25 protein-coding genes are annotated in these 24,309 nt (G+C 69.8%); 16 read left to right on the plus strand and 9 right to left on the minus strand.

The window, feature by feature from the left end:
• Positions 1-19: 19 nt before the first annotated feature.
• Entirely contained in the window at positions 20-760 is a 741-nt protein-coding gene (locus VNR19_RS13800; protein ID WP_325727686.1) for a response regulator transcription factor, read from the minus strand.
• Positions 757-2,043: a sensor histidine kinase gene (locus VNR19_RS13805; protein ID WP_325727688.1), complete on the minus strand. Its 1,287-nt coding sequence runs from the start codon at positions 2,041-2,043 to the stop codon at positions 757-759. The genes VNR19_RS13800 and VNR19_RS13805 overlap by 4 nt, the downstream gene beginning before the upstream one ends.
• A 281-nt stretch (positions 2,044-2,324) precedes the next feature.
• Between VNR19_RS13805 and VNR19_RS13810 the strand changes: the two genes are divergently transcribed.
• The 4 genes from VNR19_RS13810 to VNR19_RS13825 all read left to right on the plus strand — a co-directional run bounded on the left by VNR19_RS13810 (position 2,325) and on the right by VNR19_RS13825 (position 4,776).
• Complete coding sequence (locus VNR19_RS13810) at positions 2,325-2,765, plus strand: VOC family protein (RefSeq protein ID WP_325727690.1); 441 nt, start codon at positions 2,325-2,327, stop codon at positions 2,763-2,765.
• Positions 2,766-3,464, plus strand: a complete 699-nt coding sequence (locus VNR19_RS13815) for a winged helix-turn-helix transcriptional regulator (RefSeq protein WP_325727692.1) — start codon at positions 2,766-2,768, stop codon at positions 3,462-3,464.
• A gap of 32 nt (positions 3,465-3,496) precedes the next feature.
• A complete protein-coding gene (locus tag VNR19_RS13820; protein WP_325727694.1) occupies positions 3,497-4,135 on the plus strand; it encodes a dihydrofolate reductase family protein in 639 nt (212 codons plus the stop codon).
• A gap of 80 nt (positions 4,136-4,215) precedes the next feature.
• Positions 4,216-4,776: a hypothetical protein gene (locus VNR19_RS13825; RefSeq protein WP_325727695.1), complete on the plus strand. Its 561-nt coding sequence runs from the start codon at positions 4,216-4,218 to the stop codon at positions 4,774-4,776.
• A gap of 39 nt (positions 4,777-4,815) precedes the next feature.
• Here the strand turns inward: VNR19_RS13825 and VNR19_RS13830 are convergent, their stop codons facing one another.
• Positions 4,816-5,655: an exodeoxyribonuclease III gene (locus VNR19_RS13830; RefSeq protein ID WP_325727697.1), complete on the minus strand. Its 840-nt coding sequence runs from the start codon at positions 5,653-5,655 to the stop codon at positions 4,816-4,818.
• A 102-nt stretch (positions 5,656-5,757) separates the two neighbouring features.
• Here VNR19_RS13830 and pyrE point away from each other — a divergent pair, with 102 nt between their 5' ends.
• The 3 genes from pyrE to VNR19_RS13845 are packed head-to-tail and all read left to right on the plus strand — an operon-like array spanning position 5,758 to position 7,903.
• Entirely contained in the window at positions 5,758-6,336 is a 579-nt protein-coding gene (pyrE, locus tag VNR19_RS13835; RefSeq protein WP_325727698.1) for an orotate phosphoribosyltransferase, read from the plus strand.
• Positions 6,337-6,393: 57 nt separating this feature from the next.
• A complete protein-coding gene (locus VNR19_RS13840; protein WP_325727700.1) occupies positions 6,394-7,005 on the plus strand; it encodes a carboxymuconolactone decarboxylase family protein in 612 nt (203 codons plus the stop codon).
• A 10-nt stretch (positions 7,006-7,015) separates the two neighbouring features.
• Positions 7,016-7,903: an RNA polymerase sigma-70 factor gene (locus VNR19_RS13845; protein ID WP_325727702.1), complete on the plus strand. Its 888-nt coding sequence runs from the start codon at positions 7,016-7,018 to the stop codon at positions 7,901-7,903.
• A gap of 66 nt (positions 7,904-7,969) precedes the next feature.
• Here VNR19_RS13845 and VNR19_RS13850 read toward each other — a convergent pair whose 3' ends face one another.
• The 6 genes from VNR19_RS13850 to VNR19_RS13875 are packed head-to-tail and all read right to left on the minus strand — an operon-like array spanning position 7,970 to position 14,153.
• The gene (locus VNR19_RS13850) at positions 7,970-9,397 is read right to left on the minus strand and encodes an NAD-dependent succinate-semialdehyde dehydrogenase (protein WP_325727704.1); all 1,428 of its coding nucleotides are present in this window, start codon (positions 9,395-9,397) and stop codon (positions 7,970-7,972) included.
• Positions 9,394-10,614: an iron-containing alcohol dehydrogenase gene (locus VNR19_RS13855; RefSeq protein WP_325727706.1), complete on the minus strand. Its 1,221-nt coding sequence runs from the start codon at positions 10,612-10,614 to the stop codon at positions 9,394-9,396. Before VNR19_RS13855 ends, VNR19_RS13850 begins: the two co-directional genes overlap by 4 nt.
• Positions 10,611-11,387 carry an HpcH/HpaI aldolase family protein gene (locus VNR19_RS13860; RefSeq protein ID WP_325727708.1) on the minus strand — a complete coding sequence of 259 codons (777 nt, stop codon included), beginning with the start codon at positions 11,385-11,387 and terminating at the stop codon, positions 10,611-10,613. Before VNR19_RS13860 ends, VNR19_RS13855 begins: the two co-directional genes overlap by 4 nt.
• Positions 11,384-12,295, minus strand: coding sequence for a cupin domain-containing protein (locus VNR19_RS13865; RefSeq protein ID WP_325727710.1), 912 nt, complete (start codon positions 12,293-12,295; stop codon positions 11,384-11,386). The genes VNR19_RS13860 and VNR19_RS13865 overlap by 4 nt, the downstream gene beginning before the upstream one ends.
• Entirely contained in the window at positions 12,292-13,230 is a 939-nt protein-coding gene (gene kce, locus VNR19_RS13870; RefSeq protein WP_325727712.1) for a 3,5-dioxohexanoate:acetyl-CoA acetone transferase, read from the minus strand. The genes VNR19_RS13865 and kce overlap by 4 nt, the downstream gene beginning before the upstream one ends.
• A complete protein-coding gene (locus tag VNR19_RS13875; protein WP_325727714.1) occupies positions 13,230-14,153 on the minus strand; it encodes a DUF6282 family protein in 924 nt (307 codons plus the stop codon). Before VNR19_RS13875 ends, kce begins: the two co-directional genes overlap by 1 nt.
• A gap of 129 nt (positions 14,154-14,282) precedes the next feature.
• On the opposite strand from VNR19_RS13875, the gene VNR19_RS13880 reads away from it, so the two are divergent.
• From VNR19_RS13880 to VNR19_RS13920, 9 genes are all read left to right on the plus strand, one after another.
• Entirely contained in the window at positions 14,283-15,050 is a 768-nt protein-coding gene (locus VNR19_RS13880; protein ID WP_325727716.1) for an IclR family transcriptional regulator, read from the plus strand.
• A 296-nt stretch (positions 15,051-15,346) separates the two neighbouring features.
• Positions 15,347-16,333 carry an ABC transporter permease gene (locus VNR19_RS13885; protein ID WP_325727718.1) on the plus strand — a complete coding sequence of 329 codons (987 nt, stop codon included), beginning with the start codon at positions 15,347-15,349 and terminating at the stop codon, positions 16,331-16,333.
• Positions 16,330-17,256 (plus strand): ABC transporter permease, encoded by a 927-nt coding sequence (locus tag VNR19_RS13890; RefSeq protein WP_325727720.1) that lies wholly within the window; start codon positions 16,330-16,332, stop codon positions 17,254-17,256. The genes VNR19_RS13885 and VNR19_RS13890 overlap by 4 nt, the downstream gene beginning before the upstream one ends.
• The gene (locus VNR19_RS13895) at positions 17,253-18,128 is read left to right on the plus strand and encodes an ABC transporter ATP-binding protein (RefSeq protein WP_325727722.1); all 876 of its coding nucleotides are present in this window, start codon (positions 17,253-17,255) and stop codon (positions 18,126-18,128) included. Before VNR19_RS13890 ends, VNR19_RS13895 begins: the two co-directional genes overlap by 4 nt.
• A complete protein-coding gene (locus tag VNR19_RS13900) occupies positions 18,121-18,891 on the plus strand; it encodes an ABC transporter ATP-binding protein (RefSeq protein ID WP_325727724.1) in 771 nt (256 codons plus the stop codon). Before VNR19_RS13895 ends, VNR19_RS13900 begins: the two co-directional genes overlap by 8 nt.
• 56 nt (positions 18,892-18,947) lie before the next feature.
• Positions 18,948-20,537, plus strand: a complete 1,590-nt coding sequence (locus VNR19_RS13905) for an ABC transporter substrate-binding protein (RefSeq protein WP_325727726.1) — start codon at positions 18,948-18,950, stop codon at positions 20,535-20,537.
• A 42-nt stretch (positions 20,538-20,579) separates the two neighbouring features.
• Positions 20,580-21,503: an amidohydrolase family protein gene (locus tag VNR19_RS13910; protein ID WP_325727728.1), complete on the plus strand. Its 924-nt coding sequence runs from the start codon at positions 20,580-20,582 to the stop codon at positions 21,501-21,503.
• A 7-nt stretch (positions 21,504-21,510) separates the two neighbouring features.
• On the plus strand, positions 21,511-22,656 hold the full coding sequence (locus VNR19_RS13915) for a sialidase family protein (protein WP_325727730.1): 1,146 nt from the start codon (positions 21,511-21,513) through the stop codon (positions 22,654-22,656).
• 59 nt (positions 22,657-22,715) lie between these two features.
• Positions 22,716-24,305: an ABC transporter substrate-binding protein gene (locus tag VNR19_RS13920; protein WP_325727732.1), complete on the plus strand. Its 1,590-nt coding sequence runs from the start codon at positions 22,716-22,718 to the stop codon at positions 24,303-24,305.
• Positions 24,306-24,309 lie beyond the last annotated feature (4 nt).

Below are 24,309 nucleotides of genomic sequence, written 5' to 3' on the forward strand. Positions count from 1 at the left end.
TCGGGCTACCCGGACCGGGTCAGGCGAGGCCGTGGCGGTGGGCGTAGACCACCGCAGCGACGCGGTCGCGCACGCCGAGTTTCTGCAGCACGTTCGAGACGTGCGTCTTCACGGTGGCCTCGCCGATGTGCAGGCGCGCCGCGATCTCGGCGTTGCTGAGGGCCGCGGCCACGAGCCGCAGGACTTCGTGCTCGCGCTCGGTGAGCTCGATCTGGATCGGGGTGCCCGCGACGGGGGTGCGCAACTCCGGAGCTTCCGGCCGCGCGGGTGCGACAGGCGGACTTCCGGCGCCGTCGGGCGAGGATTCTCCGGAGTTCCGCACCCCCGTCGCCGCGAAACGCTCGATCACACGGCGCGTGACCTCGGGCGCGAGCAGCGCGTCGCCCGCCGCCGCGACGCGCACGGCCGACACCAGCTCCTCGGGACCGGCGTTCTTCAGCAGGAATCCGGATGCGCCGGCCGACAGCGCCGAGAACAGGTAGTCATCGCGGTCGAACGTCGTCACGATGACCACCGCCGCGTCGACCGAAGGGTCGGCGACGATGCGGCGCGTCGCCTCGATGCCGTCCATGTCAGGCATCTGCACGTCCATGCACACGACGTCGGGGTGAGAAGCGGATGCCGCGGCCACCGCCTCCGCGCCGGTCGCGGCCTCGCCGACGACCGTGATGCCGTCCTGGGCCTCGAGGATCATGCGGAACCCCGCTCGCATCACCGCGTGGTCGTCGACGAGGAGCACGCGGATCGGAGAGCCCGTCACGCCGAGACCCCCGCGGTCTCCGCCGGTGCCGACTGCTCGACGGGCACGCGCAAACGGACGAGGTAACCGCCCCGCGAGCGCGGGCCCACCTCGATCGTGCCGCCCGAGACGGCGGCGCGCTCGCGCATGCCGACGATGCCCAGGCCGGCCCGCACGGGCGCGCTCGAGCGACCCGTGTTGGCGACCTCGAGCTCGACAGCGTCGGGCTCGTAGCGCACGCGGACGTCGGCCGTGGCATCCGGTCCGCCGTGTCGGCGTGCGTTCGTGAGGGCCTCCTGCGCGACGCGGTACATGTTCACCTGCACGACGGGGGGCACCTCGATGGGATCGCCGACCACCGTGTACGTGGTGGGGAGCCCGTTCTCGCGCGCGTGCTCGACGAGCTGCTCGATGTCGGCGAGGCGCACGGTCGAGGCATCCGGAGTCTCGCCCGCCGGCGTGCGCAGGGTCTCGAGCAGCTGGTGCAGTTCGTCGAGGGCCGAGCGGGCGGATGCCTCGACCCCGAGCAGTGCTTCCCGCGCGGCATCCGGATCGCGCTCCAGCACCGCCCGCGCCGCGCCCGCCTGCACGCCCATCGCCGACACGTGGTGGGCGACGACGTCGTGCAGCTCCCGCGCGATGCGCACGCGGTCGAGCGCGACCGCCTGCGCCGCCGTGACCTCGCGCTCGTGCTCGAGCTCGGCGGTGCGGTGCTGGAGCGCCGCACGCTGGAGCGCCGCCGCGTAGGCGCGGTCGCCCATGTAGTACGCGCCGCCGAAGAACGCGACATTCACGAGCAGCTGCATGAGCATGAATGCCACGAACGGCGAGAAGGCGCCCGAGCGGGAGAAGCCGACCTCGTCGGCCGGCGCCGTCGCGGCCTGGAACATGGTCACCAGCAGCCACGCGAACATGCCCACGATGATCACGACGCGGACGATCGTCGCGCGGCGACGGTCGTCGACCCACGCGCCGACCGTGTACATCGCGATGAACAGGGCGATGTTGCCGACGTAGAGCTCGGGCAGGCGGAACGAGCCGGCGACGAAGAACGCGAGCGCGACGAGGATCGCGGCGATCTCGGGGTACCGGCGGCGCACCGCGAGCGGGGCTGTGAGGGCGGCGGCGTACACGAGCCCCCACTCCATTCCCGGGGTGTCCTCGCCGAAGACGCCGGCGGCGGCGCCGAGCGCCGTGCTGAGCACCGCGGCGACGAAGAGCCCGGCGGCGAGCCAGATGTCGCTCCGGTGCTCGCGCGCGGTCGCGGGAATGCGGCGCGTGGGCGCCGCGGTCGAGTCGGACATGCCTCCACGGTACGGGGGAGGCGCGGTCCGGACATCCGTCGCGCGGGGGAGACGCGCCCAGCCTCACCGCTTCTCGCGCCGTCGCGGTGAAACCGTCGGGCTGGATCGGCCGGTGGGCGTGATGTGTCGAGTGAAACCTCCGTTTGAGCCCGGCGCTTTCACGCGCGACGTCGCGCACAGCCGCAGACAGCGTGCACCTTGCTATTGACAAGCATGCTTGCTTTTTGCAAGTATCACCCCAGGGCGGCGGTTGCCGCATCCGAATCGACAAGGAGCAGGCAATGACGCACATCTTCGTCAACGTCCCCACCGACGACGTCGAGCGCGCGAAGGCGTTCTACACGTCGCTCGGCGCGACGATCAATCCGCTGTTCACCGACGAGAACGCGGCGTGCATCGTGTGGGACGACAACGTCTTCATGATGGTGCTGCACCGCGACTACTTCGCGACGTTCACCGACAAGCCGATCGCCGACCCCAAGACGACCGCCCAGGTGCAGATCGGACTCAGCCGGGAGTCGCGCGAGGCGGTCGACCGCGCACTCGAAGCGGGGCTCGCGAACGGCGGCTCCGAACCGCGACCGGCGCAGGACTACGTCTTCATGTACAGCCGCGACCTCGACGACCCCGACGGCAACAGCCTCGCCTTCATCTACATGGAGCCGCAGGCGGCCGAGCAGGGGCCGGAGGCGTTCCTCGCGCAGCAGGGACAGAACGCGTAAGTGGCCTCCCGCAGCTACGGGCAGTACTGCGGGGTCACGAAGGCCGTCGAGCTGATCGGCGAGCGCTGGGCCCTGCTCATCGTGCGCGATCTGCTCGTCGGGCCCCGCCGGTACACCGACCTCAAGCAGGGGCTGCCCAAGATCCCCACGAACATCCTCTCCACGCGACTCAAGGAGCTGCAGGAGGGCGGTGTCGTGCGCCGCGTGCCGCTCGTGAACTGCGGGCTCGTGTACGAGCTGACGCCGTATGGGCGCGAGCTCGAGCCGGTCGTGCTGGCGCTCGGCCGGTGGGGGTTCCAGCAGATGGGCGAGCCCGAGCCGGGCGACGTCGTGACGGCCGACTCGCTCACGATGGCGCTGCGCACGGCGTTCCAACCGGATGCCGCTGGGGCCCTCCCCGCGGCTGACTACGAGCTGCACGTGGGCGACGTCACGCTGCGCGTGCAGGTCGACGGACGCGACCTGCGCATCACGCAGCTCGCTCCTCCGGCACCGCCGATCGGCGGACGGCTGCCCGAGGGCGAGCCCGAGCTCGTCTTCGCCGCGGGTCCCGGCATCCGTCGCGTCATCTCGGGCGAGCTGACGCCCGCCGACGCGATCGACCAGGACGTGCTCGCCGTCGTCAGCGGCGACGGCTCGCTCCTCGAGCGGTTCGCCGCGACGTTCCACATCGACCCGGGTGTCGCGCTCGTAGCGTGAGCCCACCGAAGAAACCACAAGGAAACCGACCAATGACCGGACGCATCACGATAGACCTCTTCACGACCCTCGACGGCGTCGCCCAGGCGCCGGGCGGACCGGAGGAGGACACATCGAACGGATTCCCCTACGGCGGGTGGCAGGCGCCGTTCCCCGACCGCGTGCTCGGGCAGCAGATCGGCGCGGGCATCGACGCGATGGACGCGCTCGTGCTCGGCCGCCGCACCTACGACATCTTCGCCGCGTACTGGCCGAACCACACCGAGGGCGATGCCGAGGGCCGCATCGGGCGCAAGTTCGACGCGATCCCCAAGTACGTCGCGTCGCGTGGACGCCCGAACCTCGAGTGGCAGCGCTCGACTCTGCTCGGACCGGATGCCGCCGCCGAGGTCGCCGCGCTGCGCGACCGGCACGAGAACATCCACGTCATCGGAAGCGTCGACTTCGTGCAGACGCTGCTCGCCGCGGAGGCGTACGACGAGCTTCTGCTGTGGGTGCATCCGGTCGTCCTCGGGCAGGGCAAGAAGGTGTTCCCCGACGGCGCGAAGCCCGCGACGCTCGAGCTGCTCGCGCCGCCGCTCGTCGGCGACACCGGCGCCGTGCTGTTGCGCTACGGTCCGGCCGGCCCCGTGCGCACGGGCGACATGTCCCTCCCCGAAGACGGGGCGTGACCCGGCCGCCACGGACCCGGATCGCCCGGCCCCGGGCGTGGATCCGCGGCGCCCGCGCGGCGAGGCGATAGCGTGCCGATGTGCACGCGGATGCGTCGTCCACCGACGAGAAGCGCCGACGGGACGTCCCCGTCGGCGTGGTGATGGTGGGCATCGCCGCCATCGCGTGGTGGCCCGCCTTCACGCTCGGCGTATGGGGCGAGATCTTCTTCGACGACGTGCTCGCGCTGTGGGCGGCGTCGACGGCGGCGTTCGTGTTCGTGCTCGTCGAGAAGCGACCGGTCGGCGCGCGGCTCGCGCGGGCCTTCCTCCTGCTGCTTCCGACGGTATGGCTCGTGCTCAACTTCGCCGTCGCCGACGAGTCGACCGACATCGCGATCCTCATCGTCGACATCGTCGCGCTGCTCGCGGTGCTCGCGGGCATCCCGTTCACGCTGTGGGTGCTCATCGGCATCGTGTGGCCGGACTTCGCGCACGAGACGCGAACGAGCACGAAGTGGCTCATCGCCCTCGTGATCCTCGGCATCTGCGCGGCGTCGTACCTGCTCGGCCTCAACCAGGAGCACTTCCTCACGTGCGAGGACTTCGCGATCAGCGGCAAGTCCGCTCCGCCGCACTGCACACCCGCCCCGACCGGCTGATCGGGCCGAGACGGATGCCGCGCCGCGCCATCCGTCAGGTCAGAAGATCATCGGGCGATCGTCGTCATCGGGTCCGCCGAAGTCGAGGTCGACGACGACCGGCACGTGGTCGCTCGGAGCCTCGCCTTTGCGCTCGTCGCGATAGATCTGCGCGCCTGCGACCGCGTCGGCGAGAGCCTTCGAGCCGAGGATGAAGTCGATGCGCATGCCCTGGTTGCGCGGGAAGCGCAGCTGCTTGTAGTCCCAGTACGTGTAGCCGGTCGGCACGAGCGGGCGCACGACGTCGGAGACGCCGGCGGCTTCGAGTGCCGCGAACGCCTCGCGCTCGGGCGGCGAGACGTGGGTCGAGAAGCCGGGCACGACAGCGGGGTCGCCGTTGTCGGCATCCGTCGGAGCGATGTTGAAGTCGCCCACGAGCGCGAGAGGCAGGTCGGGGTTCGCCTCGAGGGTCTCGCGCGTGTAGCCGGTGAGCGCGGCGAGCCAGTCCAGCTTGTAGAAGTAGTGCGGGTCCTGCAGGGTGCGGCCGTTCGGCACGTAGAGGCTCCAGACCTCGACGCCCTCGATCGTGGCGCCCATCGCACGCGCCTCCTGCGGGGCATCCGGCCCATTGTGGCCCTTCGCGAAGCCGGGCATGCCCGGGAACGCCGTGCGCACGTTCTCGATGGGCGCGCGGCTCGCGATCGCGACGCCGTTCCACTGCGAGAAGCCGTGCGCCTCGACGTGATAGCCGGCCTCTTCGAAGAGCTCGTACGGGAACTGCTCGACCTTGCACTTGATCTCCTGCATCGCGAGCACGTCGATGTGCTCGCGCACCGCGAAGCCGAGGATGCGGTCGACACGGGCGCGGATCGAGTTCACGTTCCAGGTGGCCAGACGCATGGGCTCAAGCCTATTCCGGGCGTCGGACGCCGCGTTCGCTTCGGCCCCTCGTCTACGCCGGGGCCGCGGTCGCGGCATCCGTCGCCGCCTAGACTCGTGCGCATGACCGTCGCCTCCACGCCCGAGCTCGAAGCCGACCGCCAGTACCTCATCGCCCTCATCCAGGACGAGGCGGTGTTCCACGGTGACTTCACGCTCTCGAGCGGCAAGAAGGCGACCTATTACGTCGATATGCGCAAGCTCACGCTCGACCACCGCGCGGCGCCGTCGATCGGGCGCATCATGCTCGACCTCATCCGCGACGTCCCCGACATCGTCGCCGTCGGCGGGCTCACGCTCGGCGCCGACCCCATCGCGAACGCGATCATGCACGAGTCGGCCCGCACGCCCCGCCCGCTCGATGCGTTCGTGGTGCGAAAGGAGCCGAAGGACCACGGGCGCGGTCGACAGATCGAAGGGGCGGATGTCGCGGGCAAGCGCGTCGTCGTCGTAGAGGACACCTCCACCACCGGGCAGTCCGCGCTCAAGGCCGTCGAAGCCCTGCGGCGCGAGGGCGCCGAGCCCGTCGCGGTCGCTGTGATCGTCGACCGCAAGACGGGCGCACAGGCCGCGGTCGAGGCCGAGGGGCTCCAGTGGCTCGCCGCGATCGACCTCGACGATCTGGGGCTCGAGCCGCAGTAATCCGGGGACCTGTCACACGCCGGCACCGGCCGGTGTCTCCATGTTCACGAGCACGACATGAACGACATGGAGGACGACATGACCACCGACACGCGCATCCCCGCCGCTGAGGTCTCCGGAGTCTACGGCGCGCTGGTGAAGGCGTTCGCGAAGAAGATGATGGGCCGCGTGCCCGACTCGGTCGGCATCCTGTGGCAGAACCAGCGCGTCATGAAGGACGCGATGGGCATCGGCCAGAAGGTCGAGAAGTGGGACCAGCTCGACCACGAGCTCGCGACCTACGCCGCGATGGCGGCGGCCGCGACCGTCGGGTGCAGCTTCTGCCTCGACTTCAACTACTTCCTGTCGCGGAACCGCGGCCTCGACGTGATGAAGGTGCGCGAGGTGCCGCGCTGGCGCTCGTCCGACGTCTTCAGCCCGCTCGAGCGCCAGGTCATGGAGTACGCCGAGCTGGCGAGCCAGACGCCTCCGGCGGTCACCGACGAGCTGTCGAACACGCTGCTCGAGCAGCTCGGCGCTCCCGCGCTCGTCGAGCTCGCGGCGCGCGTCGCGTTCATGAACATGTCGGCCCGCATGAACATCGCACTCGGCATCCGTTCCGAGCACTTCGCGGATGCGTGCGGCATGCCGGCCCTCGCCGACCGCACGCCCGTCGGCGACGCCGCGTAGGCTCGGGCCGATGGGCACCGTCGACGAGGAGGACCCGTTCGTCACGCACCGCGGACTCCTGTTCACGGTCGCGTACGAGCTGCTCGGCTCGGCCGCCGACGCCGAAGACGTCCTCCAGGAGTCATGGCTGCGGTGGTCGGACGTCGACCGCGACAGCGTGCGCGAGCCGCGCGCCTACCTGGTGCGCATCGTGACGCGTCAGGCGCTCAACCACCTGCGCACGCTGTCGCGACGCCGCGAGGACTACATCGGCGAGTGGCTGCCCGAGCCGCTGCTGACGAGTCCGGATGTCGCCGACGACGTCGAGCTCGCCGAGAGCCTGTCGATCGCGACCCTCACCGTGCTCGAGACCTTGAGCCCGGCAGAACGTGCGGTGTTCGTGCTGCGCGAGGTCTTCGACGTCCCGTACGACGAGATCGCGGATGCCGTGGGCAAGACTCCGGCCGCCGTGAGGCAGATCGCCCACCGAGCCAAAGACCACGTCGCCGCACGTCGACCGCGCATGAAGGTCGCGCCTGCGGAGCACGAGGCCGTCGTGGAGCGCTTCGTCGTCGCGTTCAACACGGGCAACGTGCAGGGGCTCATGGACGTGCTCGCCCCCGATGTCGTCTCCGTGGCCGACAGCGGCGGCAAGGTCAAGGGCGCGGCACGGCGCCCGCTGCACGGTGCCGACAACATCGTGCGGTACCTCGCGGGCGGCCTCGCGAAGTTCCCGGGGACGATCGACGCGAAGCCGACGTGGGTCAACGGACTCCCGGGCATCCGCGTCGACGTCGACGGTCACCTCGCCGGTGTCGTGAGCCTCACGATCGAGGACGGCCTCGTCACCCGCATCTTCTCGATCGCGAACCCCGACAAGCTCCGCCGTGTCGACGAGGAGGCGGCGGTCGGGCGGTGACCCGAAGGACGTCCGCACCCGGTCACCGAGCGAGCGAAGCGAGACGAGAATGCTGCGCGCGCCGGCTCACGCCGTGAGGGCGATGTACTTCTCCTCGAGGAACTCGTGGATGCCCTCGAACCCGCCCTCGCGGCCGATCCCGCTCTGCTTGACGCCGCCGAATGGCGCGGCCGGATCGCTCACGACGCCGCGGTTGACGGCGACCATTCCGGCCTCGAGCCGGCGGCCCACGCCGACGGCTTCACGTTCAGGCCCGAACACGTAGGCCATGAGTCCGTAGATGGTGTCGTTCGCCATCCGGACGGCGTCGTCCACCGACTCGTACCGGACGATCGCGGTCACCGGCCCGAAGATCTCGGTGGTCGTGATGGTGTCGCCGTGGCTGACGCCGGTGAGCAGCGTCGGCGCGTAGAAGGCGCCCTCGCCGAGCGGCGTCCCTCCGCAGACGAGCCGTGCTCCCTCATCGAGAGCGACCTCGACGAGGGACGCGATCTTGTCGCGCTCGGCGACGGAGACCTGCGCGCCCAATTCATGCGCGCGGTCCCGGCCGGGGCCGACGCTGATGCGGTCGAGGGCGACGCGCAGTCGTTCGACGAACGCGTCGTGCAGCGAGGCATGCACGTAGAAGCGGTTGGCCGCGGTGCACGCCGAACCGCCGTTGCGCATCTTCGCGAGCAGCGCGCCCTCGACGGCGACATCGAGGTCCGCGCCCGGCAGCACGATGACCGGCGCGTTGCCGCCGAGCTCCATCGAGGCGCTCACGACGGTGTCGGCACACGCGTGGAGGAGGTCTCGGCCGACTTCGGTCGACCCCGTGAAGGAGAGCTTGCGCACCTCGGGCCGGTCGATCATCCGCTTCACGAGGGGACCGGTCGGAACCGGTGTCACGAGGTTCACGACACCGTGCGGGGCGCCCGCACGGTGGAGCGCGTCGACGATGTACGCCGCCGTCAGGGGCGTCTCGCGTGCCGGCTTGAGCACGGTCGTGCAGCCGGCCGCGAGGGCCGGCGCGAGCTTGCGGGTCGCCATCGCGGCCGGGAAGTTCCACGGCGTGATCAACAGCGAGACGCCGATGGGCGCGCGGTCCACGACGATGCGCTTCCCGCCGTCGGGTGACAGGCGGTAGTCGCCGGCGATGCGCACCGCCTCCTCGGAGAACCAGCGGAAGAACTCGATCGCGTAGGAGGTCTCGGCGACGGCATCCGCCCACGACTTGCCGTTCTCGGCCACGATGACAGAGGCGAGCTCCTCGGCGTCGCTCCGGAGCGACTCGAAGACCGCTCGCAGCAGCTCACCGCGCTCGCGGGGCGGGGTGGCGCCCCAGCCCGGTTGCGCGGACGCCGCGGCGTCGACTGCGGCGTCACAGTCCTCCGCGGTGGCGACGGCGAAGCGCGCGACGGTCGAGAGGTCAGCGGGATCGACGACGTCGAAGCGCTCACCGGATGCACCGGGGCGCCACTCTCCGTCGATGAACAGATCGCTGCGGTAGGTCATGCCGTCCTCCTCAGGGCGAGCGTTCCGGCGAAGGCCGACTCGAGGATCTCCTGCAGCAGCTCCGCCTCGGCGGGGACGGGTGCGATGCCGACCAGGCGACGCGACTCGAGTGCGAGCTCCGCGATCTGGGGCAGCTGCTCCCGCTCGATACCCAGGTCGCACAGGCTCGGCGGGATTCCGATCGCGTCGTTCAGGTCGCTCAGCGCGGCGATGACCGCATCCGGATCGGCGCCGACGCCCATCGCGTCGCCCAGGTCGCCGATGCGTTCGGCCGTCGCCGCATCGTCGCGCACCGCATCGACCACGTACGGGAGCAGCAGGCCGGTGCCGAGCCCGTGGGGCGTGCCGGTCGCGGCGCCGATCGGGTACTGCAGGGCGTGTGAGAGGTGGGTGCCCGTGGGGCCGAAGGCGATTCCCGCCTGCAGGGATCCGATCGCCATCTCCTCACGAGCCCGACGATTCCCGGGCTCGCGGACCGCTGTCGGCAGCCATGCACGGATGCGGCCCGCCGCCTCGAGGGCGAGCGCGGACGTCAGCGCGTTGCGGCCCGTGAACACCGGCAGCTCGTCGCTCCACGCGGACCGGAGGTCGGCGGTGGTGAACGACTCGACGGCGTGCACGAGCGCGTCCACTCCCGCGAAGGCGGTGACCGAGGCGGGTGCCGCGAGCGTCAGCTCGGGATCCACGAGCGCGGCCGCCGGGATCAGGTGCGGGCTGGAGATGCCGACCTTCATGTGCCGCCGCGGGTCCGACACGACGGCGACGGGAGTCACCTCCGAGCCGGTCCCCGCGGTGGTCGGCAGCGCGACCACCGGCAGCACGGCGCCGGGCACGAGGTTCTCGCCGTAGAAGCGCGAGAGCGGTCCTCCGTGCGTGACGAGGAGCGCGACGAGCTTCGCCGCGTCGAGGGCGCTCCCCCCGCCGGCCGCGATGATCGCCTGCACGCCGAGCGTCGCCGCGGTGTCGGCCGCAGCGGTGAGCGAGTCCACCGGGAGCTCCGGCCTGATATCGGAGTACACGTGCACGCGGACGCCGTGAGCCTCGAGGGATGTCTGCAGCTCGATCCACAGCGGCGAGCTCGTCAGGAACGGGTCGATCACCGCGAGCACGCGCTGCGTGCCGTCGGGCAGTGTGTGCAGCAGCTGCGCGCGTGCACCGAACCCCACGTGCACACGCGGCGGCAGCCGAAGGGTTCCCGCCGTGGAGGAGTCGGTCATGAGGTGCTCACCGACCTTCCCGCCCGGACCGCCTCGCGGGCCGCCGCGCCCAGCAGGCCGGCGTCGTTTCCCATGAGCACGAACCGGAATCCGACGTCGATCGCGGCGCGAACGGCATCGGCGCCCGCTCCGCCGGCCCCGCCGACGGGCACGCCCTCAGCCGTGGCCTGGGCGACGGCATCCGTCATCATCGTCCGCACGCGCGGGTCCGATTCCTGGATGCCTTCGGTCATCGACAGGTCGGCGGCCCCCACCAGCACGGCGTCGACGCCCGGCACGCGGGCGATCGCCCCGGAGTTGCGGATCGCCTCGGCGCTTTCGAGCTGGGCGATGAGCACGGCCTCCTCCTGGCCGAACCGCACGTACTCCTCGCGCGGCAGCGCGCCCCATGCGCCGGCGCGGCTCGTGGCGCCGACGCCGCGCACACCGAGCGGCGGAAAGCGCACGTACGAGGCCGCGGCCCGTGCCTGATGCGCGGTGTCGACGTGCGGGACCATGATCCCGTCGGCTCCCGCGTCGAGGACGCGCTGCACGATGCCGGGCTCGAGCGCGGGGATGCGCACGATGGGCGAGACACCCGACAGCAGGCCGACCCCGATGAGGTCGTACGTCGTCTCGAGGTCGATGGGCGAGTGCTCGAGGTCGATCACCGCGAAGTCGAATCCGGCGAGCGCGATGAGCTCCATGCTGGCGATCGTGGGCAGCTTCACCCACGTGCCGAGTGCCGGAGCGTCGCCCTGCAGCGCCGCGCGGAACAGACTGCGCCGCGTCATCGCGCCGGGTAGTCGTCGGCGTTCAGCACCCATCCCGCCTCCGAGAAGTCCTCGCGCGGCGGCGAGAAGATGTCGATGAGCTGCTGGTGCGGCCCGACCCCCTGGGTGGTGTGGACGGTCGGGGGCGGGATGATGCAGATCGACGGCGTCGCGATCTCGCGGTTCTCGTCGGGGCGCCAGCGGGTCGAGTCGGGCCCCCACGGGTAGCGGATGTGGTGCACGAACCGACCCTTCACGGCGAGCGAGATCTGCTCGAAGTCGTCGTGGTGGTGCGGCGAGAGCTTCCGCGGATTCCGCGGCTCGGGCTCCTCCGCGAGGAAGTTCACCATGAGGTTGGTGGTGCGGAAGATGCGGCCGAACCGGCCCTCGGCGATCGGAGTGTCCGCGAGGCGGTAAACCCGCAGCCGGAAGCCGCCGACCGGGTCGGGCCACGGCACGAGCGGAGCGGCGCGCAGGTCGGGCTCGGCGTACGCCGCCGCGTTCAGCGCACTCTCGCGGAGGTCGTCGGCGACGGCCGAGAAGAGCCGGATGACGACGCCGTCGGCTTCGACGCGGATGTCGCTGTCGCCCGGCGGCACGACGATGAGCGCCTCCTCGGAGACCTGCGCCTCCTCGCTCCCGGCGGTCACGGCGACCGGCGCGCTCTCGGAGTACAGCAGGACGGTGTACTCGTCCGGCTGGCCGCGGCGGGACAGCACGTCGCCCTTCTTCGCGAGCGAGTAGGCGATGACGGCGTTCGCGGCGCGTGCGACCCACGTGCGACCGCCGAGCGGGGTCGTCTCGGTGGGCTCGTGCGCGAAGAACTCGATCCACTGCGCCGGCTTGATCGGCGTCGAGGGATCGACCGCGCGGGCGGGCTCCGCGGTGGCGAGGGTGGAGCGGATGTCGTCTGTGGCGTACGGGGTCATGCGGTGACGCCTCCTTTCCGGACCCGGCCGCGCAGCGCGAGGATCTCGCGCGCCTCGTCCGGTGTCGCGATCTGCTTTCCGAGGTCTTCGATCACGCCGCGGATCTTGCGGACCTGCTGCGCGTTCGACTCCGCGAGGCGGCCCTTCCCGATCCACAGGCTGTCTTCCAGTCCGACGCGCACATGGCCGCCGAGCCACGCGCTGTGGGTCGCGAACTGCATCTGGTCGCGCCCCGCCGCGAAGGCGGAGAAGGAGTAATCGGAGCCGAACAGCTTGTCGGCGATGCGAACCATGTGCTCGAGGTTCTCGTGGTGCGCGCCGATGCCGCCGAGGATGCCGAACACCCCCTGGATGAGCAGCGGGGGCTTCGCGAGGCCTTTGTCGACGAAGTGGGCGAGGGAGTACAAGTGCCCGATGTCGTAGCACTCGTACTCGAACCGTGTGCCGAGGTCGCCGAGTGTTCGGATCGTGTGCTCGATGCGGTCGAACGTGTTGATGAACGGATGCGAGTACGTGTTGAGCACGTACGGCTTCTCCCACTCGTACCGCCACTCGGTGACCTTCTCGGCGATGCCCGAGTACACGAAGTTCATCGATCCCATGTTGAGTGAGGCCAATTCGGGCCGGAACCGCGTCGCGGCGGCGAGGCGCTCGTCCATCGTCATGGCGCTGGAGCCGCCGGTCGTGATGTTGATGACGGCATCCGTCTCGGCCTCGATCACCGGGACGATCTGCTCGAAAACCTCGGGCTCGAAGGCGGGACGACCGTCCGGATGCCGCGCGTGCAGGTGCACGATCGCCGATCCGGCGTCGATCGCCTCCAGCGAAGCCGCCAGGACCTGCTCCGCCGACAGCGGCAGGTAGGGGCTCTGCGACGGCACGTTGACCGAGCCGGTCACGGCCGTCGTGATGATGACCTTCTCGGCGGGACGCATCAGCGGCTCTCCTCGAGACCGAGCAGGTAGGCGGTGTTCCTGCAGATCATCTGTCGCAGGTCGCGCTCCGAGACGCCGTGGTCGAGCAGCTGCTCGACGATGTAGATGTAGCCGTCGACCGGCAGCGGGTTGCCCTCCTGACCGAGGTCGGAGTCGATCACGGTGTGCTCGGGGCCGATGCGCTCGATCCAGTCGACGAGGCGCTGGATCGGCCACCGCGGCGCCGAGACGCCCGGGTGGTACATCGCGATCTCGTGCTCCACGAACGCCCCCAGTCCGACGAGCTCCTCGAGCACGGAGTCCGGGGTGTTCACGATGAAGTCGGGGTGGTGGAGCAGCAGGCGCTTCACGCCGTTGCGATGCGCGGCGTGGAAGTAGGCGCGGATCTGCTCGCCGTCCATGTGACCGCCGGTCAGCAGGATGCCGGCTTCGGCGGCGAGTCGCGTGACGGTGTCGGCCGCCTCCGAGACGTCTCCGTCGGGGCCGAGAACCGTCTCGACCTTCTCGTGGAGATCGCCGCCGGCGTTCGGGAAGCCGTCGTCGTGACTGTGCGCGGCGATGTGCTGCGCCGCGGAGACCGTGGGTCCCCACACGCAGCGCCCGCCCATTCCGATCGCGAGCGCGACGGCGGAGGGGTTCACCCCGCCCACCTCGGTGTTGAGCGCGACACCCCCGTAGACGGGTGTGGGCGCGTCATCCAGGAGCTTGCGCATCGCCAGCACGTCCATGGCGGTGTTGTGGTGGTGGGACTTCACGAGGATCGCCCGCATGTTGATGCGCGCCGCGTCGCGCGCCGCGTCGACGTGGTCGATCCGCCGGGGGAACGGACTGGGGCCCGAGTGGCAATGGAGGTCGACCGCACCGTCGAGCACCTTGAGTACGGCCGGGGAAGGGGTGATCGGAGCTTCGTCGACGAACGCCACAGGAATCCTTTGTTCGATATACGCAACGGACGTTCATATTATGCACATGATCGGATCGGTGTAAACCGACACGGCTCTCGCGAGGGCCGGATCCCCGTCGATGATCGGCATGTGAACTACGATTTCGTCATGGCAATGAGCGAGCGCAAGGAGGCGTCGACCACGTCCGACATCCAGGCGGTCGCCCGCGTCGCCGAGATCTGCGGACTGTTCGGCTCGAACGAGCTCACGGCGGCGGATGTCGCCGAGCTGACCGGGCTCAACCGCACGACGGCGTATCGCTACTGCTCGTCGATGGTCGCCGCCGGCATCCTCGAGCGAGGTTCGCGGCGAGGCACCTTCGCGCTCGGCGGGCTCATGCTGCAGGTCGGGATCCGCGCCCTCAATCGCCGTCGGGTGGTCGACATCGCGCCCGCGCACCTGCGCCGCCTGCGCGAGAACGTGCGCCTCACGGCGGTCTTGAGCCTGTGGGCGGCAGGCCGTCCCGTCGTGGCTCTCGTCGAGGAGGACGCGAGCCGGTCGATCATGATCACGGTCCGCGCCGGTACGCGTCTGGATGAGAACGCGGCGCAGACGCACATCTACCTGGCGCACGCCGACGGCGACGCGATGGCCGCTGCGCTGCAGGGACTCGACGCGGAGGCCGCGGCGAAGCTCATCGCCGACGTCGACCTCGCCCGCCGGCAGGGGTATGCCCTGGCCAGTTACGACGGCGGGATGTTCGGGGCCGCTGCGCCGATCTTCGACGAGAACGGCATCTGCGCGACGGTCGCGATCCTGGGCGCGCAGCAGCTCACCGATCTCTCCGAGTCCTCCGCCGCCCTGCGGGCTCTGCGCGCGACCGCGGACCAGCTGAGCGAGGAACTCGGCGCTCCGGTCGGAGTGCGCTCGGCCTGACCCCTCCCACCTCGACCCGCCGCGCGGCCGCGGCGGGTCGGTGAACGCCGCCTTCCGGCACTCGACCGGCGCCGGCGCATCCGCCGCTCCTCCTCGCGCCGCGTGACGCCGTGCGCCGAACACGCGTGTGAACAGATGCCCTCCGCCCGGAGAACACGTCTTTGCATTCGCGCGTCGTCGTGGTAGACAGTTACACGCAAGTTCCGTAATACGCACAATCAGATCGCATTCCGAACACAAGGAGGTTGTCGGATGCACACTCCGCGGACCCGCCCAGGGCGACGGAGGGATCGCCGATGAAGGCGTGGGCGATTCACATCGGCAAGCTGCTCGTCTCGTCGTTCCTGCTCTTCCTCGCCGTCGTGACGGTGCTGTTCTTCCTGCTCGAACTCGCCCCCGGCGACCCGGTGCAGTCCCTCGTCGGCGACGTGCCGATCTCGGACGCCGTGCGGGAGCAGATCATCGCGGCGTACGGACTCGACCAGCCCGCCATCGTGCGGTACTTCACCTACCTCGGCAACGTCCTGAGGGGCGACCTCGGCTACTCCTACGCGACGAACTCGCAGCCGGTGCTCGACATCATCCTCGGCCGCGCGGGAAACACGCTCGCGCTCGCGGTTCCGGCGTTCGTCCTGTCCCTCGTCGGCGGCATCGTGCTCGGCTCGATCGCGGCGCGCACCCGCAGGCGGTGGCTCGACAGCGGCATCTCGGGGACGTCCGTCGCCCTCTTCTCGGTGCCGAACTTCTGGCTCGGCATGCTCCTGATCATCGTCTTCGCGATCTGGCTCGACTGGCTTCCGACCGGCGGCATGGCCCCGTACGGGCAGTCCGGAATCCAGCCGCAGTACCTCGTGCTCCCCGTCATCACGATGGCGACCACCGAACTCGCCTACAAGACGCGCATCATGCGGTCTTCGATGATCGAATCGCTCGGCCAGGACTTCATCGACACCGCGCGATCCAAAGGGCTCTCCTCCTCGCGCGTGCTGTGGCGGCACGCGATGCCGAACGCCCTTCTCCCGATGATCTCGGTGGCCGGCTACAGCCTCGGCTTCATCCTCGCCGGCTCGATCCTCATCGAGCGCGTCTTCGGCTGGCCGGGTATGGGCCTGCTCTTCTTCGACGCGATCGAGCGCAAGAACAACATGGTGGTCCTCGGGATCGTGATCGTGCTCACTGTCACGATCATCGTCGTCAACATCCTCACCGACCTCGTGTACGGACTCGTCGACCCGCGTCTGCGGGCGCGACTCATGCCCCAGCGCCGGGAGGTGGCCGCGTGACCGTGTCGCAGTTCGATGCCGTCGAGAGCATCGTGGAGACCCCGCCGACGCCCACGCCGGACTCCGATGTCGCAGCGCCCCGGCAGACGGGCGGCGCCCGCGCTGCATGGCGCGCGTTCTTCCGCAAGCCGGCTGCGCTCGTGTTCATCCCGCTGCTGGTGTTCTTCGCCCTCGTGTCGGCGATCGGCCCCTTCTTCGTCGACAACCCCGTCTCGACGATCTACCCGAAGCTGCTGCCGCCGAGTCCCGAGCACTGGCTCGGAACCGACATGCTCGGACGCGACTACCTGGCGCGCGTCGTCTACGGCGGGCAGGTCTCGCTGCTGGTCGGATTCAGCGTCGCGCTCCTGTGCATGACGATCGGCCTCATCGTCGGCGGCCTCGCCGGGTACTACGGCAAGGCGATGGACCTGGTGATGGTCAAGGTGGCGGAGTTCTTCCAGGTGCTCCCGGGCATCGTGCTGACGCTGGTGGCCGCGGCGCTCCTCGGATCGAGCATCTGGATCATCGTGGCGATCCTGGCGGTCACGATGTGGCCGGGGGTGGCGAGGATCGTCCGCGGCGAGGCGATGCGCATCTCGCAGCTCGGCTACGTCGAGTCCGCTCGCGCGGCCGGCTTCGGAGGCGTGCACATCCTGCGCTCCGACGTGATACCGAACCTCATGCCGCCCGTGCTCGTCGCCACGAGCATGACGGTCGGCCGCGCGATCCTCATCGAGTCGGGCCTCGCCTACCTCGGCGTCGGCGATCCGAGCACGCCGAGCTGGGGTGCGCTCCTGAACTCCGCGCAGTCGTACATGAACGAGGCGTGGTGGCTCGCGGTCTTCCCCGGCGCGTGCATCTTCCTCGTCGTGCTCGCCGTGAACATGCTCGGCGACGCGCTCAACGATGCGTTCAACCCGACGGTGGGGAGGGTCAAATGAACACGGATGCCGCATCCGCCCCGTTCATCGAAGTCGAGAACCTGCGCGTCTTCCTGCCGACCGGCGACAAGAGCGAGATCGAGGCCGTGCACCGGGTCGACCTCGTCGTGCGCGACGGCGAGCGCGTCGGGCTCGTGGGCGAGTCCGGCTCGGGCAAGTCGGTCACGGGGCGGGCGATCGCGGGTCTCCTGCCGACGTCGCCGCGCGTGCGCGTCTCGGGCTCGATCCGCATCGCGGGTCGCGAGATGGTCGGCGCGCCGCGCGAGGCGTGGGACGAGGTGCGCCGGTCGCACGTCGGCATGATCTTCCAGGACCCGCTGACGTTCCTCAACCCGACGATGCGGGTGGGCGACCAGGTGGCCGAGTCCATTCCGCGCTCGCGGGAGGGCGACCGCACCCAGGCGGTGCACGGCTTCCTGCGGCAGGCGGGGCTCGAGGACGCCCCGCGGGTCGCCGCGAGCTTCCCGCACGAGCTCAGCGGCGGCATGCGACAGCGCGCGCTCATCGCGATCGCGATCGCGAAGCTGCCCTCGCTCGTGATCGCGGACGAGCCGACGACCGCACTCGATGCGACGGTGCAGGCCCGCGTGCTGAAGACGCTCGACGAGACGGTCTCGCAGCTCAAGACGTCGCTCGTGCTCATCTCGCACGACCTCGCCGTCGTCGCGGGCATGACCGACCGCCTGTACGTCATGTACTCGGGCCGGATCGTCGAGGAGGGGCCGACCGAGCAGGTGCTGCAGGATCCGCAGCATCCGTACACGAAAGCGCTGCTGCGCAGCGTCCGCAGCCTCACCGCGCCCGGTGTCGAGCTGTACTCCATCTCGCCGCAGCTGCGGCGCGAGCTGGCGGAGGCGATGACCGATGCTTGAAGCCCTCGAAGTGACGAAGGTGTTCCGCGGCCGCCACTCGACCGCGCCCGTCGTCGCGGTCGATGACGTGACGGTGCGGGCACGGCCCGGGCAGTTCGTCGCGATCGTCGGTGAGAGCGGGAGCGGAAAGAGCACGCTCGCCCGCATCCTGCTCGATCTCATCCCCATCTCGTCGGGACGTGTCGAGCTCGACGGCGCCGACCTGAAGACCATGGATGCCGCGGCCCGGCGCGCCTACCGGCGGGCGGTGCAGGCGGTGCTGCAGGACCCCGCAGGCTCCCTCAACCCGCGCAAGCGCGTGGACCGCACGATCGGCGAGGTCATCCGGCTGCACGGCATGGCGTCGGGCCGCGGCGTGCGCGACAAGACCGTGGAGGTGCTCGAGCTCGTGGGGCTCTCGCCCGCGGACCGGTATCTCGACCGCTTCCCGCACGAACTCAGCGGGGGACAGCGCCAGCGCGTGCTCATCGCGCGGGCGCTCGCGCTCGACCCGCGCATCATCATCGCCGACGAGGCGGTCTCGGCACTCGACGCATCCGTGAAGGCAGGCGTGCTGCGCGTCATGGTCGACCTCAAGGACCGCCTCGGGGTCGGGTTCGTGTTCATCACCCATGACCTGCCGGTGGTCCAGAAGGTCGCCGATTACGTCTACGTCATGCGCAACGGGAAGGTCGTCGAGGAGGGCGAGAAGGACGCCGTCTTCGAGCATCCCGAGCATCCCTACACCCGGATGCTGCTGGCATCCGCCCCCGTCCTCGCGTGAGGACGACCCTCGACGACTCGATGGCGGGCTCCGGGCCCGCGAGGAGGAGACACAGCATGAGATTCATACGATCGGGCGCCCTCGCGCTCCTCGCCGCCGGTGCGCTGGTGCTCGGCGGATGCGCCGGAGGCGGCGCCGACGGAGGCGACCAGGAGCGCGTCTGGGTGAAGACGGTCAACGGCGATCCCATGACGGTGGGGCTGAACGCCCAGTTCACGCCGGGCACGATCCCGAGTCTGTTCAGCGCGCAGATCCTCGATCCGCTCATCTTCATGAACGGCGACTACGAGGTGAGCCCGGGGCTCGCGACCGAGTGGGAGCTCAGCGAGGACGGGCTCGAGTTCACGATGAAGATCCGCGAGGGCGTGACGTGGCATGACGGCGAGCCGTTCACCGTCGAGGACGTGAAGTTCGCGTTCGACGAGCTCGTGCCGCTCAACGTGGCCGGGTCCGTGCTCGCCGAGCGTCTGGAGTCGGCCGAGATCGTCGGAGACGACACCGTGGTGCTGCACCTGTCCGAGCCGTTCGGCCCGCTCATCGAGACGATCTCGCAGCAGTACATGCTGCCCAAGCACGTCTACGAGGGCACCGAGTACCTCACCAACGACGCGAATCGCGAGCTCATCGGCACCGGCCCGATGATGTACGAGTCGTACACCGCGGGCAAGGACGTCGTGCTCGTGAAGAACCCCGACTACTGGGGCGGGGTGAGCAACGTCGATCGCGCGGTCTTCACGACGATCGCCGACCCGAACAGCCGCGCCCAGGCGCTGTTCGCGGGCGAGGTCGACCAGTCGACGCTCGACCCGTCGCAGATGGACGAGGTGGAAGCGGATCCGAACACCCAGCTGCTCACCGACGGCGAGTTCCCGCAGGAGGTCGTCATGATCTTCAACACGCAGAGCGAGGAGCTCAAGGACGCGGCGGTGCGCAAGGCTCTGTTCTCCGCGCTCGATCGCGACGCACTCGCCGAGACGGCGATGTCGGGCGTCGGGGTCCCCGCGACCACATTCCTCCCCGAGACGCTCGACTGGGCGATGAACGGGGACGTCGACTTCGACGAGCTCTTCCCGTTCGACACGGATGCCGCGAACAAGGCCCTCGACGACGCCGGCTTCCCGAGAGGGCCCGACGGCAAGCGGTTCACGCTGAACCTGCTGTACATCATGACCCTGACCGAGGTCGCCTCGACCGTCGAGATGGTCGAGTCGATGTACGAGGACCTCGGCATCGACCTCGAGCTCACCGCGGTCGGCGGGGCCCAGTATGTCGAGCTGCTCTACAAGCAGGCGGACTACGACATCGCGATCGTGCGCACGTCGGTGGGTGCCGACCCGAGCCTGGGCATCGTGCGCTGGTACCAGTGCAACCCCGAGCGCATGACCGGCTTCAACCCGTCGGGGATCTGCGACGACCAGCTCGACGCGGCGGCTGCGGCCGCGCTCGACACCTCCGACCTCGAGGCGCGCGGCGACGCGCTCAAGGCGCTGCAGGCGCGCGCGGCCGAGCTCATGTTCAACGCGCCGATCGCGTGGTTCAACGGCGCGTTCCCGGTGATCAACTCCTCCCGGTGGGAGGGGCAGGAGAAGCGCGACCTCATGGCCGAGCGCATCCCCTGGCAGACCATGACCTACGTCGGGGACTGACCCGGCGCCGACGCATCCGAAGACCCTGACGAAAGCAGACGAATGACCCTCCCCCTCTTCGACACCCATGCGCACCTCATCTCGGACGATTGGGACACGTACCGCCCGCAGGCGCTCCGACCCGACCTGCCGACGCCGAAGAAGCCGGACTACACGGTGACGGTCGACGCGCTCATCGAGATGATGGACGCCAACGGCGTGACCGACGCGTGCCTCGTGCAGCGCGGACACCTTTACGGGTACGACAACAGCTACATCCTGGACTCGGCGCGCAAGCATCCGGATCGTCTCCACCCGGTCGTCATCCTCGACCCGCAGGATCCCGAGACACCGGCCCGCTACCGCGCGATGGTCGAGAACGACAATGTGCGCGGGTTCCGCATGGCGCACCTGCGTCCGTGGATCCTCGACACCGCGTGGATGAGCTCGCCGCAGGCGATGGAGGTGTGGAAGACGTGTGCCGACCTCGGCACGCCGATGACCCTCATCCTGTTCATGAAGCAGCTGCCGTACCTGCTGCCGCTCATCCGCATCATCGCGAAGCAGTTCCCCGACCTGCCGATCCTGCTCGACCACGGCGGCATGCCGTTCGGCATGACGCAGTACGAAGTCGGCCTCGCACGCGAGGCGGGGGAGCCGGTCGAGCTGCCGGGACCGCCGCACTTCGGCATCGACACGACGATCGCGCAGCTCGCCGACACCCCGAACGTGCACTTCAAGATCACCGAGATCAACATGGAGCGGTTCGAGGCTGAAGGCGTGCGCGCGGCGCACGTCGTGCGGCGCATGGTCGACGAGTTCGGCCCGCATCGTCTCGTGTGGGGCTCGGACGTCGGCCAGAGCATGCTGTGGACCTACGAGCAGAAGGCGCAGATGGCCCGCGCCGCGGCCGATTTCCTCACCGAGGAGGAGGCCCGGGCCTTCCTGCACGACAACGCCGCGCGCGTCTACCTCGGCGGGCGATGAGCCGATGGTGATCGAATACGCGAGGCCGAGACAGGCGACGGATGCGGAGCACGCCGTCGTCTACCGGGACGAGGCGCAGTTCTGCGCGTGGCCGTACACGATGGGCTTCTGGGAGGTCGGTGAGACCGAGCTCGTGCAGAACTTCATGGCCCTCGACGCCGACTACTCCGATCCGGCGCACATCAGCCACGATCAGCTGGGCGAGCGGTTCGGTCGCGGCAGCCGCATGGTCACCGTGCGGTCGAGCGACCGCGGCCGCACGTGGAGCGAGCCCGAGTTCGACGTCTACCCCCGCGTGGGAGTGAACGCCGACACGGCGGCGGACCTGTCGGCGTGGGGGCCGTTCGACTTCACACGTCCCGAAGTGCTGGTCGGGAACGTGAGCACGCAGTTCGGCAAGCCCGAGAGCCGCTCGTACGTGCGCGTGTCGACGGATGCCGGCCGCTCGTGGACCCCGTCGGCCGAGCTGCCCCTCGACGGGCTGCACTCGCTGTCGGCCATCAACTCCGCGCTGGTGCGACCGGATGGACGGTGCCTGCTGTTCCTCACGCTCGTGAGCCCGGACGGCTGGAACCGCCGGCCGCTCGTGTACGCGAGCACGGACGACGGCACCGGCTTCCACTTCCTGTCGTTCATCACGCCTGAGCGCGATCCGTACGCCGCGGCGGACGGCGACTGGAAGAGCACGTATCGCTTCGGCGGCCACCGCTGGTTCTATCCGCGCGGCGTCATGCTCCCGAGCGGGCGGATCCTGTGCACGCTGCGCAGTCAGCGCGACCCCACCGGCGTCATGTGGACCGAGCTGTACGCGAGCGACGACGGCGGCCGCACGTGGTCGTTCCTGTCGCGCGTCAACGACTTCGGCGCGCCCGGGAGCCTCGTGGTGCTGTCGGACGGGCGCCTGGTCGTGGTCTACGGCTACCGCCTGCCGCCGTACGGCATCCGCGCGGTCGTCAGCGAGGACGAGGGGCGCACGTGGGGCCCCGAGACGATCGTCCGCGACGACGGCGGCAGCTGGGACCTCGGCTACCCGACGGCGTTCGAGGTCGAGCCGGGCCGGGTCGGGACCGTCTACTACTTCAACAGCCGCGACGACCGCGTGCAGGCGAACGGCGGCGTCCGCCACATCGCACGCAGCATCTTCACCCCGTAGCCCGAAAGCCGGCACCGGTGCCGGCCACCACCACAACGATGAGGAAGGCAGAAGTGAGCATGAGAAGGAGAACACGCACGGCGACCGTGCTCGCCGCCCTGACGGCCGGCGCCCTCGCCCTCGGCGGATGCAGCGGATCTGCGGGCGACGAGGAGCGCATCTGGGTCGGGGTCGTCGGCGGCGACCCGATGAACTTCGGACTGAACGCGCAGCTCGCCGTCGGGTCGGCGCCGCGCCTGTTCAGCGCGCAGATCCTGGATCCGCTCATCTACATGTCGGACGACTTCGAGCTGTCGCCGGCCCTCGCGGAGGACTGGGAGGTCAGCGACGACGGGCTCACGCTCACGCTCCACCTGCGCTCCGGTGTCGAGTGGCACGACGGCGAGCCGTTCACGGCAGAGGACGTGGAGTTCAACTTCGAGGAGATCGTGCCCCTGCAGGCGTACGGCAGCGAACTCGCCGAGCGCATCAGCGACGTGGAGGTCGTGGACGACGACACCGTCGAGGTGCACCTCAGCCGTCCGTACGGTCCGCTGCTCGAGAACGTGTCGCAGCAGTACATGCTCCCCAAGCACGTCTACGAGGGCACCGACTACGTGACCAACCCCGCCAACAACGCGCCCATCGGCACGGGGCCGATGATGTACGACTCGTATGTCGAGGGCTCCGAAGTGAGCCTCGTGAAGAACCCCGACTTCTGGGGCGGCGAGGTGCAGGTCGAACGCGCCGTCTTCACCGTGATCCCCGACATCAGCGCGCGCGGCGAAGCCCTCTTCGCGGGCGAGGTCGATGAGGCGGTGCTGCATCCGTCGCAACAGGGACGCGTCGCCGACACCGAGCAGACGAAGCTGCTGAAGCACGGCATGTTCCCCGAGTCGATCGTGATGATCCAGAACACCGAGCGCGAGCCGCTCACCGACCCCGCGGTCCGCAGGGCGCTGTTCGCCGCGATCGACCGCGCGGCGATCGCCGACACCGCTCTCGCGGGCGTGGGTGTGCCCGCGAAGGGGTTCATCCCCGAGTCGCTCGACTGGGCCGTCAACCAGGACGTCGACTTCGACCGCGACTTCGTCTACGACGTCGACGCGATCAACGCGGCGCTCGACGAGGCCGGCTATCCCCGTGGTGCCGACGGCACGCGGTTCAGCCTCAGCGTCCTCTACATCAACGCGCTCCACGAGGTCGTCTCGACGGTGGAGATGGTCGCGTCCATGCTCGCCGATGTGGGTGTGGACGTGACGCTCGACGGCGTCGGCGGCGCCGCGTACGTCGACCGCGTCTATACGCAGGGAGACTACGACCTCGCCTTCGTGCGCACGCCCGTCGGCGCGGACCCGAGCCTCGGCATCGTCAACTGGTACGCGTGCAACGAGGAGCGGCAGTCAGGGCGCAACCCCACCGGGATGTGCGACCCCGAGATCGACGCGGCCGCCTCTGCGGCCCTCGACACGAGCGACCGCGAGCAGCGGGGCGAGGCGCTGCGCGACCTGCAGTCCCGCGCCGCCGAGCTGATGTTCTACGCGCCCATCGCGTGGTACGACGGCGCGTTCCCGACCGCGAACACGACGCGCTGGGAGCGCGACGACGAGCCGCAGATCCACGCGGAGCGGCGCCCGTGGCTGACGATGCGGCCGGCGGACGGGAGCTGAGAGA

The sequence above is a fragment of the Microbacterium sp. genome, assembly GCF_035556355.1.
In the GTDB taxonomy this organism is placed as follows: Bacteria; Actinomycetota; Actinomycetes; order Actinomycetales; family Microbacteriaceae; genus Microbacterium.

Coding starts and splice junctions, on each gene's coding strand:
- pyrE (WP_325727698.1), top strand. CDS start 5,758: ATGACCGTCGCCTCCACGCCCGAGCTCGAAGCCGACCGCCAGTACCTC.
- kce (WP_325727712.1), bottom strand. CDS start 13,230: ATGCGTCCCGCCGAGAAGGTCATCATCACGACGGCCGTGACCGGCTCG.
- VNR19_RS13845 (WP_325727702.1), top strand. CDS start 7,016: ATGGGCACCGTCGACGAGGAGGACCCGTTCGTCACGCACCGCGGACTC.
- VNR19_RS13920 (WP_325727732.1), top strand. CDS start 22,716: ATGAGAAGGAGAACACGCACGGCGACCGTGCTCGCCGCCCTGACGGCC.
- VNR19_RS13880 (WP_325727716.1), top strand. CDS start 14,283: ATGGCAATGAGCGAGCGCAAGGAGGCGTCGACCACGTCCGACATCCAG.
- VNR19_RS13885 (WP_325727718.1), top strand. CDS start 15,347: ATGAAGGCGTGGGCGATTCACATCGGCAAGCTGCTCGTCTCGTCGTTC.
- VNR19_RS13855 (WP_325727706.1), bottom strand. CDS start 10,614: ATGACCGACTCCTCCACGGCGGGAACCCTTCGGCTGCCGCCGCGTGTG.
- VNR19_RS13820 (WP_325727694.1), top strand. CDS start 3,497: ATGACCGGACGCATCACGATAGACCTCTTCACGACCCTCGACGGCGTC.
- VNR19_RS13810 (WP_325727690.1), top strand. CDS start 2,325: ATGACGCACATCTTCGTCAACGTCCCCACCGACGACGTCGAGCGCGCG.
- VNR19_RS13840 (WP_325727700.1), top strand. CDS start 6,394: ATGAACGACATGGAGGACGACATGACCACCGACACGCGCATCCCCGCC.
- VNR19_RS13900 (WP_325727724.1), top strand. CDS start 18,121: ATGCTTGAAGCCCTCGAAGTGACGAAGGTGTTCCGCGGCCGCCACTCG.
- VNR19_RS13910 (WP_325727728.1), top strand. CDS start 20,580: ATGACCCTCCCCCTCTTCGACACCCATGCGCACCTCATCTCGGACGAT.
- VNR19_RS13850 (WP_325727704.1), bottom strand. CDS start 9,397: ATGACCTACCGCAGCGATCTGTTCATCGACGGAGAGTGGCGCCCCGGT.
- VNR19_RS13830 (WP_325727697.1), bottom strand. CDS start 5,655: ATGCGTCTGGCCACCTGGAACGTGAACTCGATCCGCGCCCGTGTCGAC.
- VNR19_RS13865 (WP_325727710.1), bottom strand. CDS start 12,295: ATGACCCCGTACGCCACAGACGACATCCGCTCCACCCTCGCCACCGCG.
- VNR19_RS13895 (WP_325727722.1), top strand. CDS start 17,253: ATGAACACGGATGCCGCATCCGCCCCGTTCATCGAAGTCGAGAACCTG.
- VNR19_RS13805 (WP_325727688.1), bottom strand. CDS start 2,043: ATGTCCGACTCGACCGCGGCGCCCACGCGCCGCATTCCCGCGACCGCG.
- VNR19_RS13905 (WP_325727726.1), top strand. CDS start 18,948: ATGAGATTCATACGATCGGGCGCCCTCGCGCTCCTCGCCGCCGGTGCG.
- VNR19_RS13860 (WP_325727708.1), bottom strand. CDS start 11,387: ATGACGCGGCGCAGTCTGTTCCGCGCGGCGCTGCAGGGCGACGCTCCG.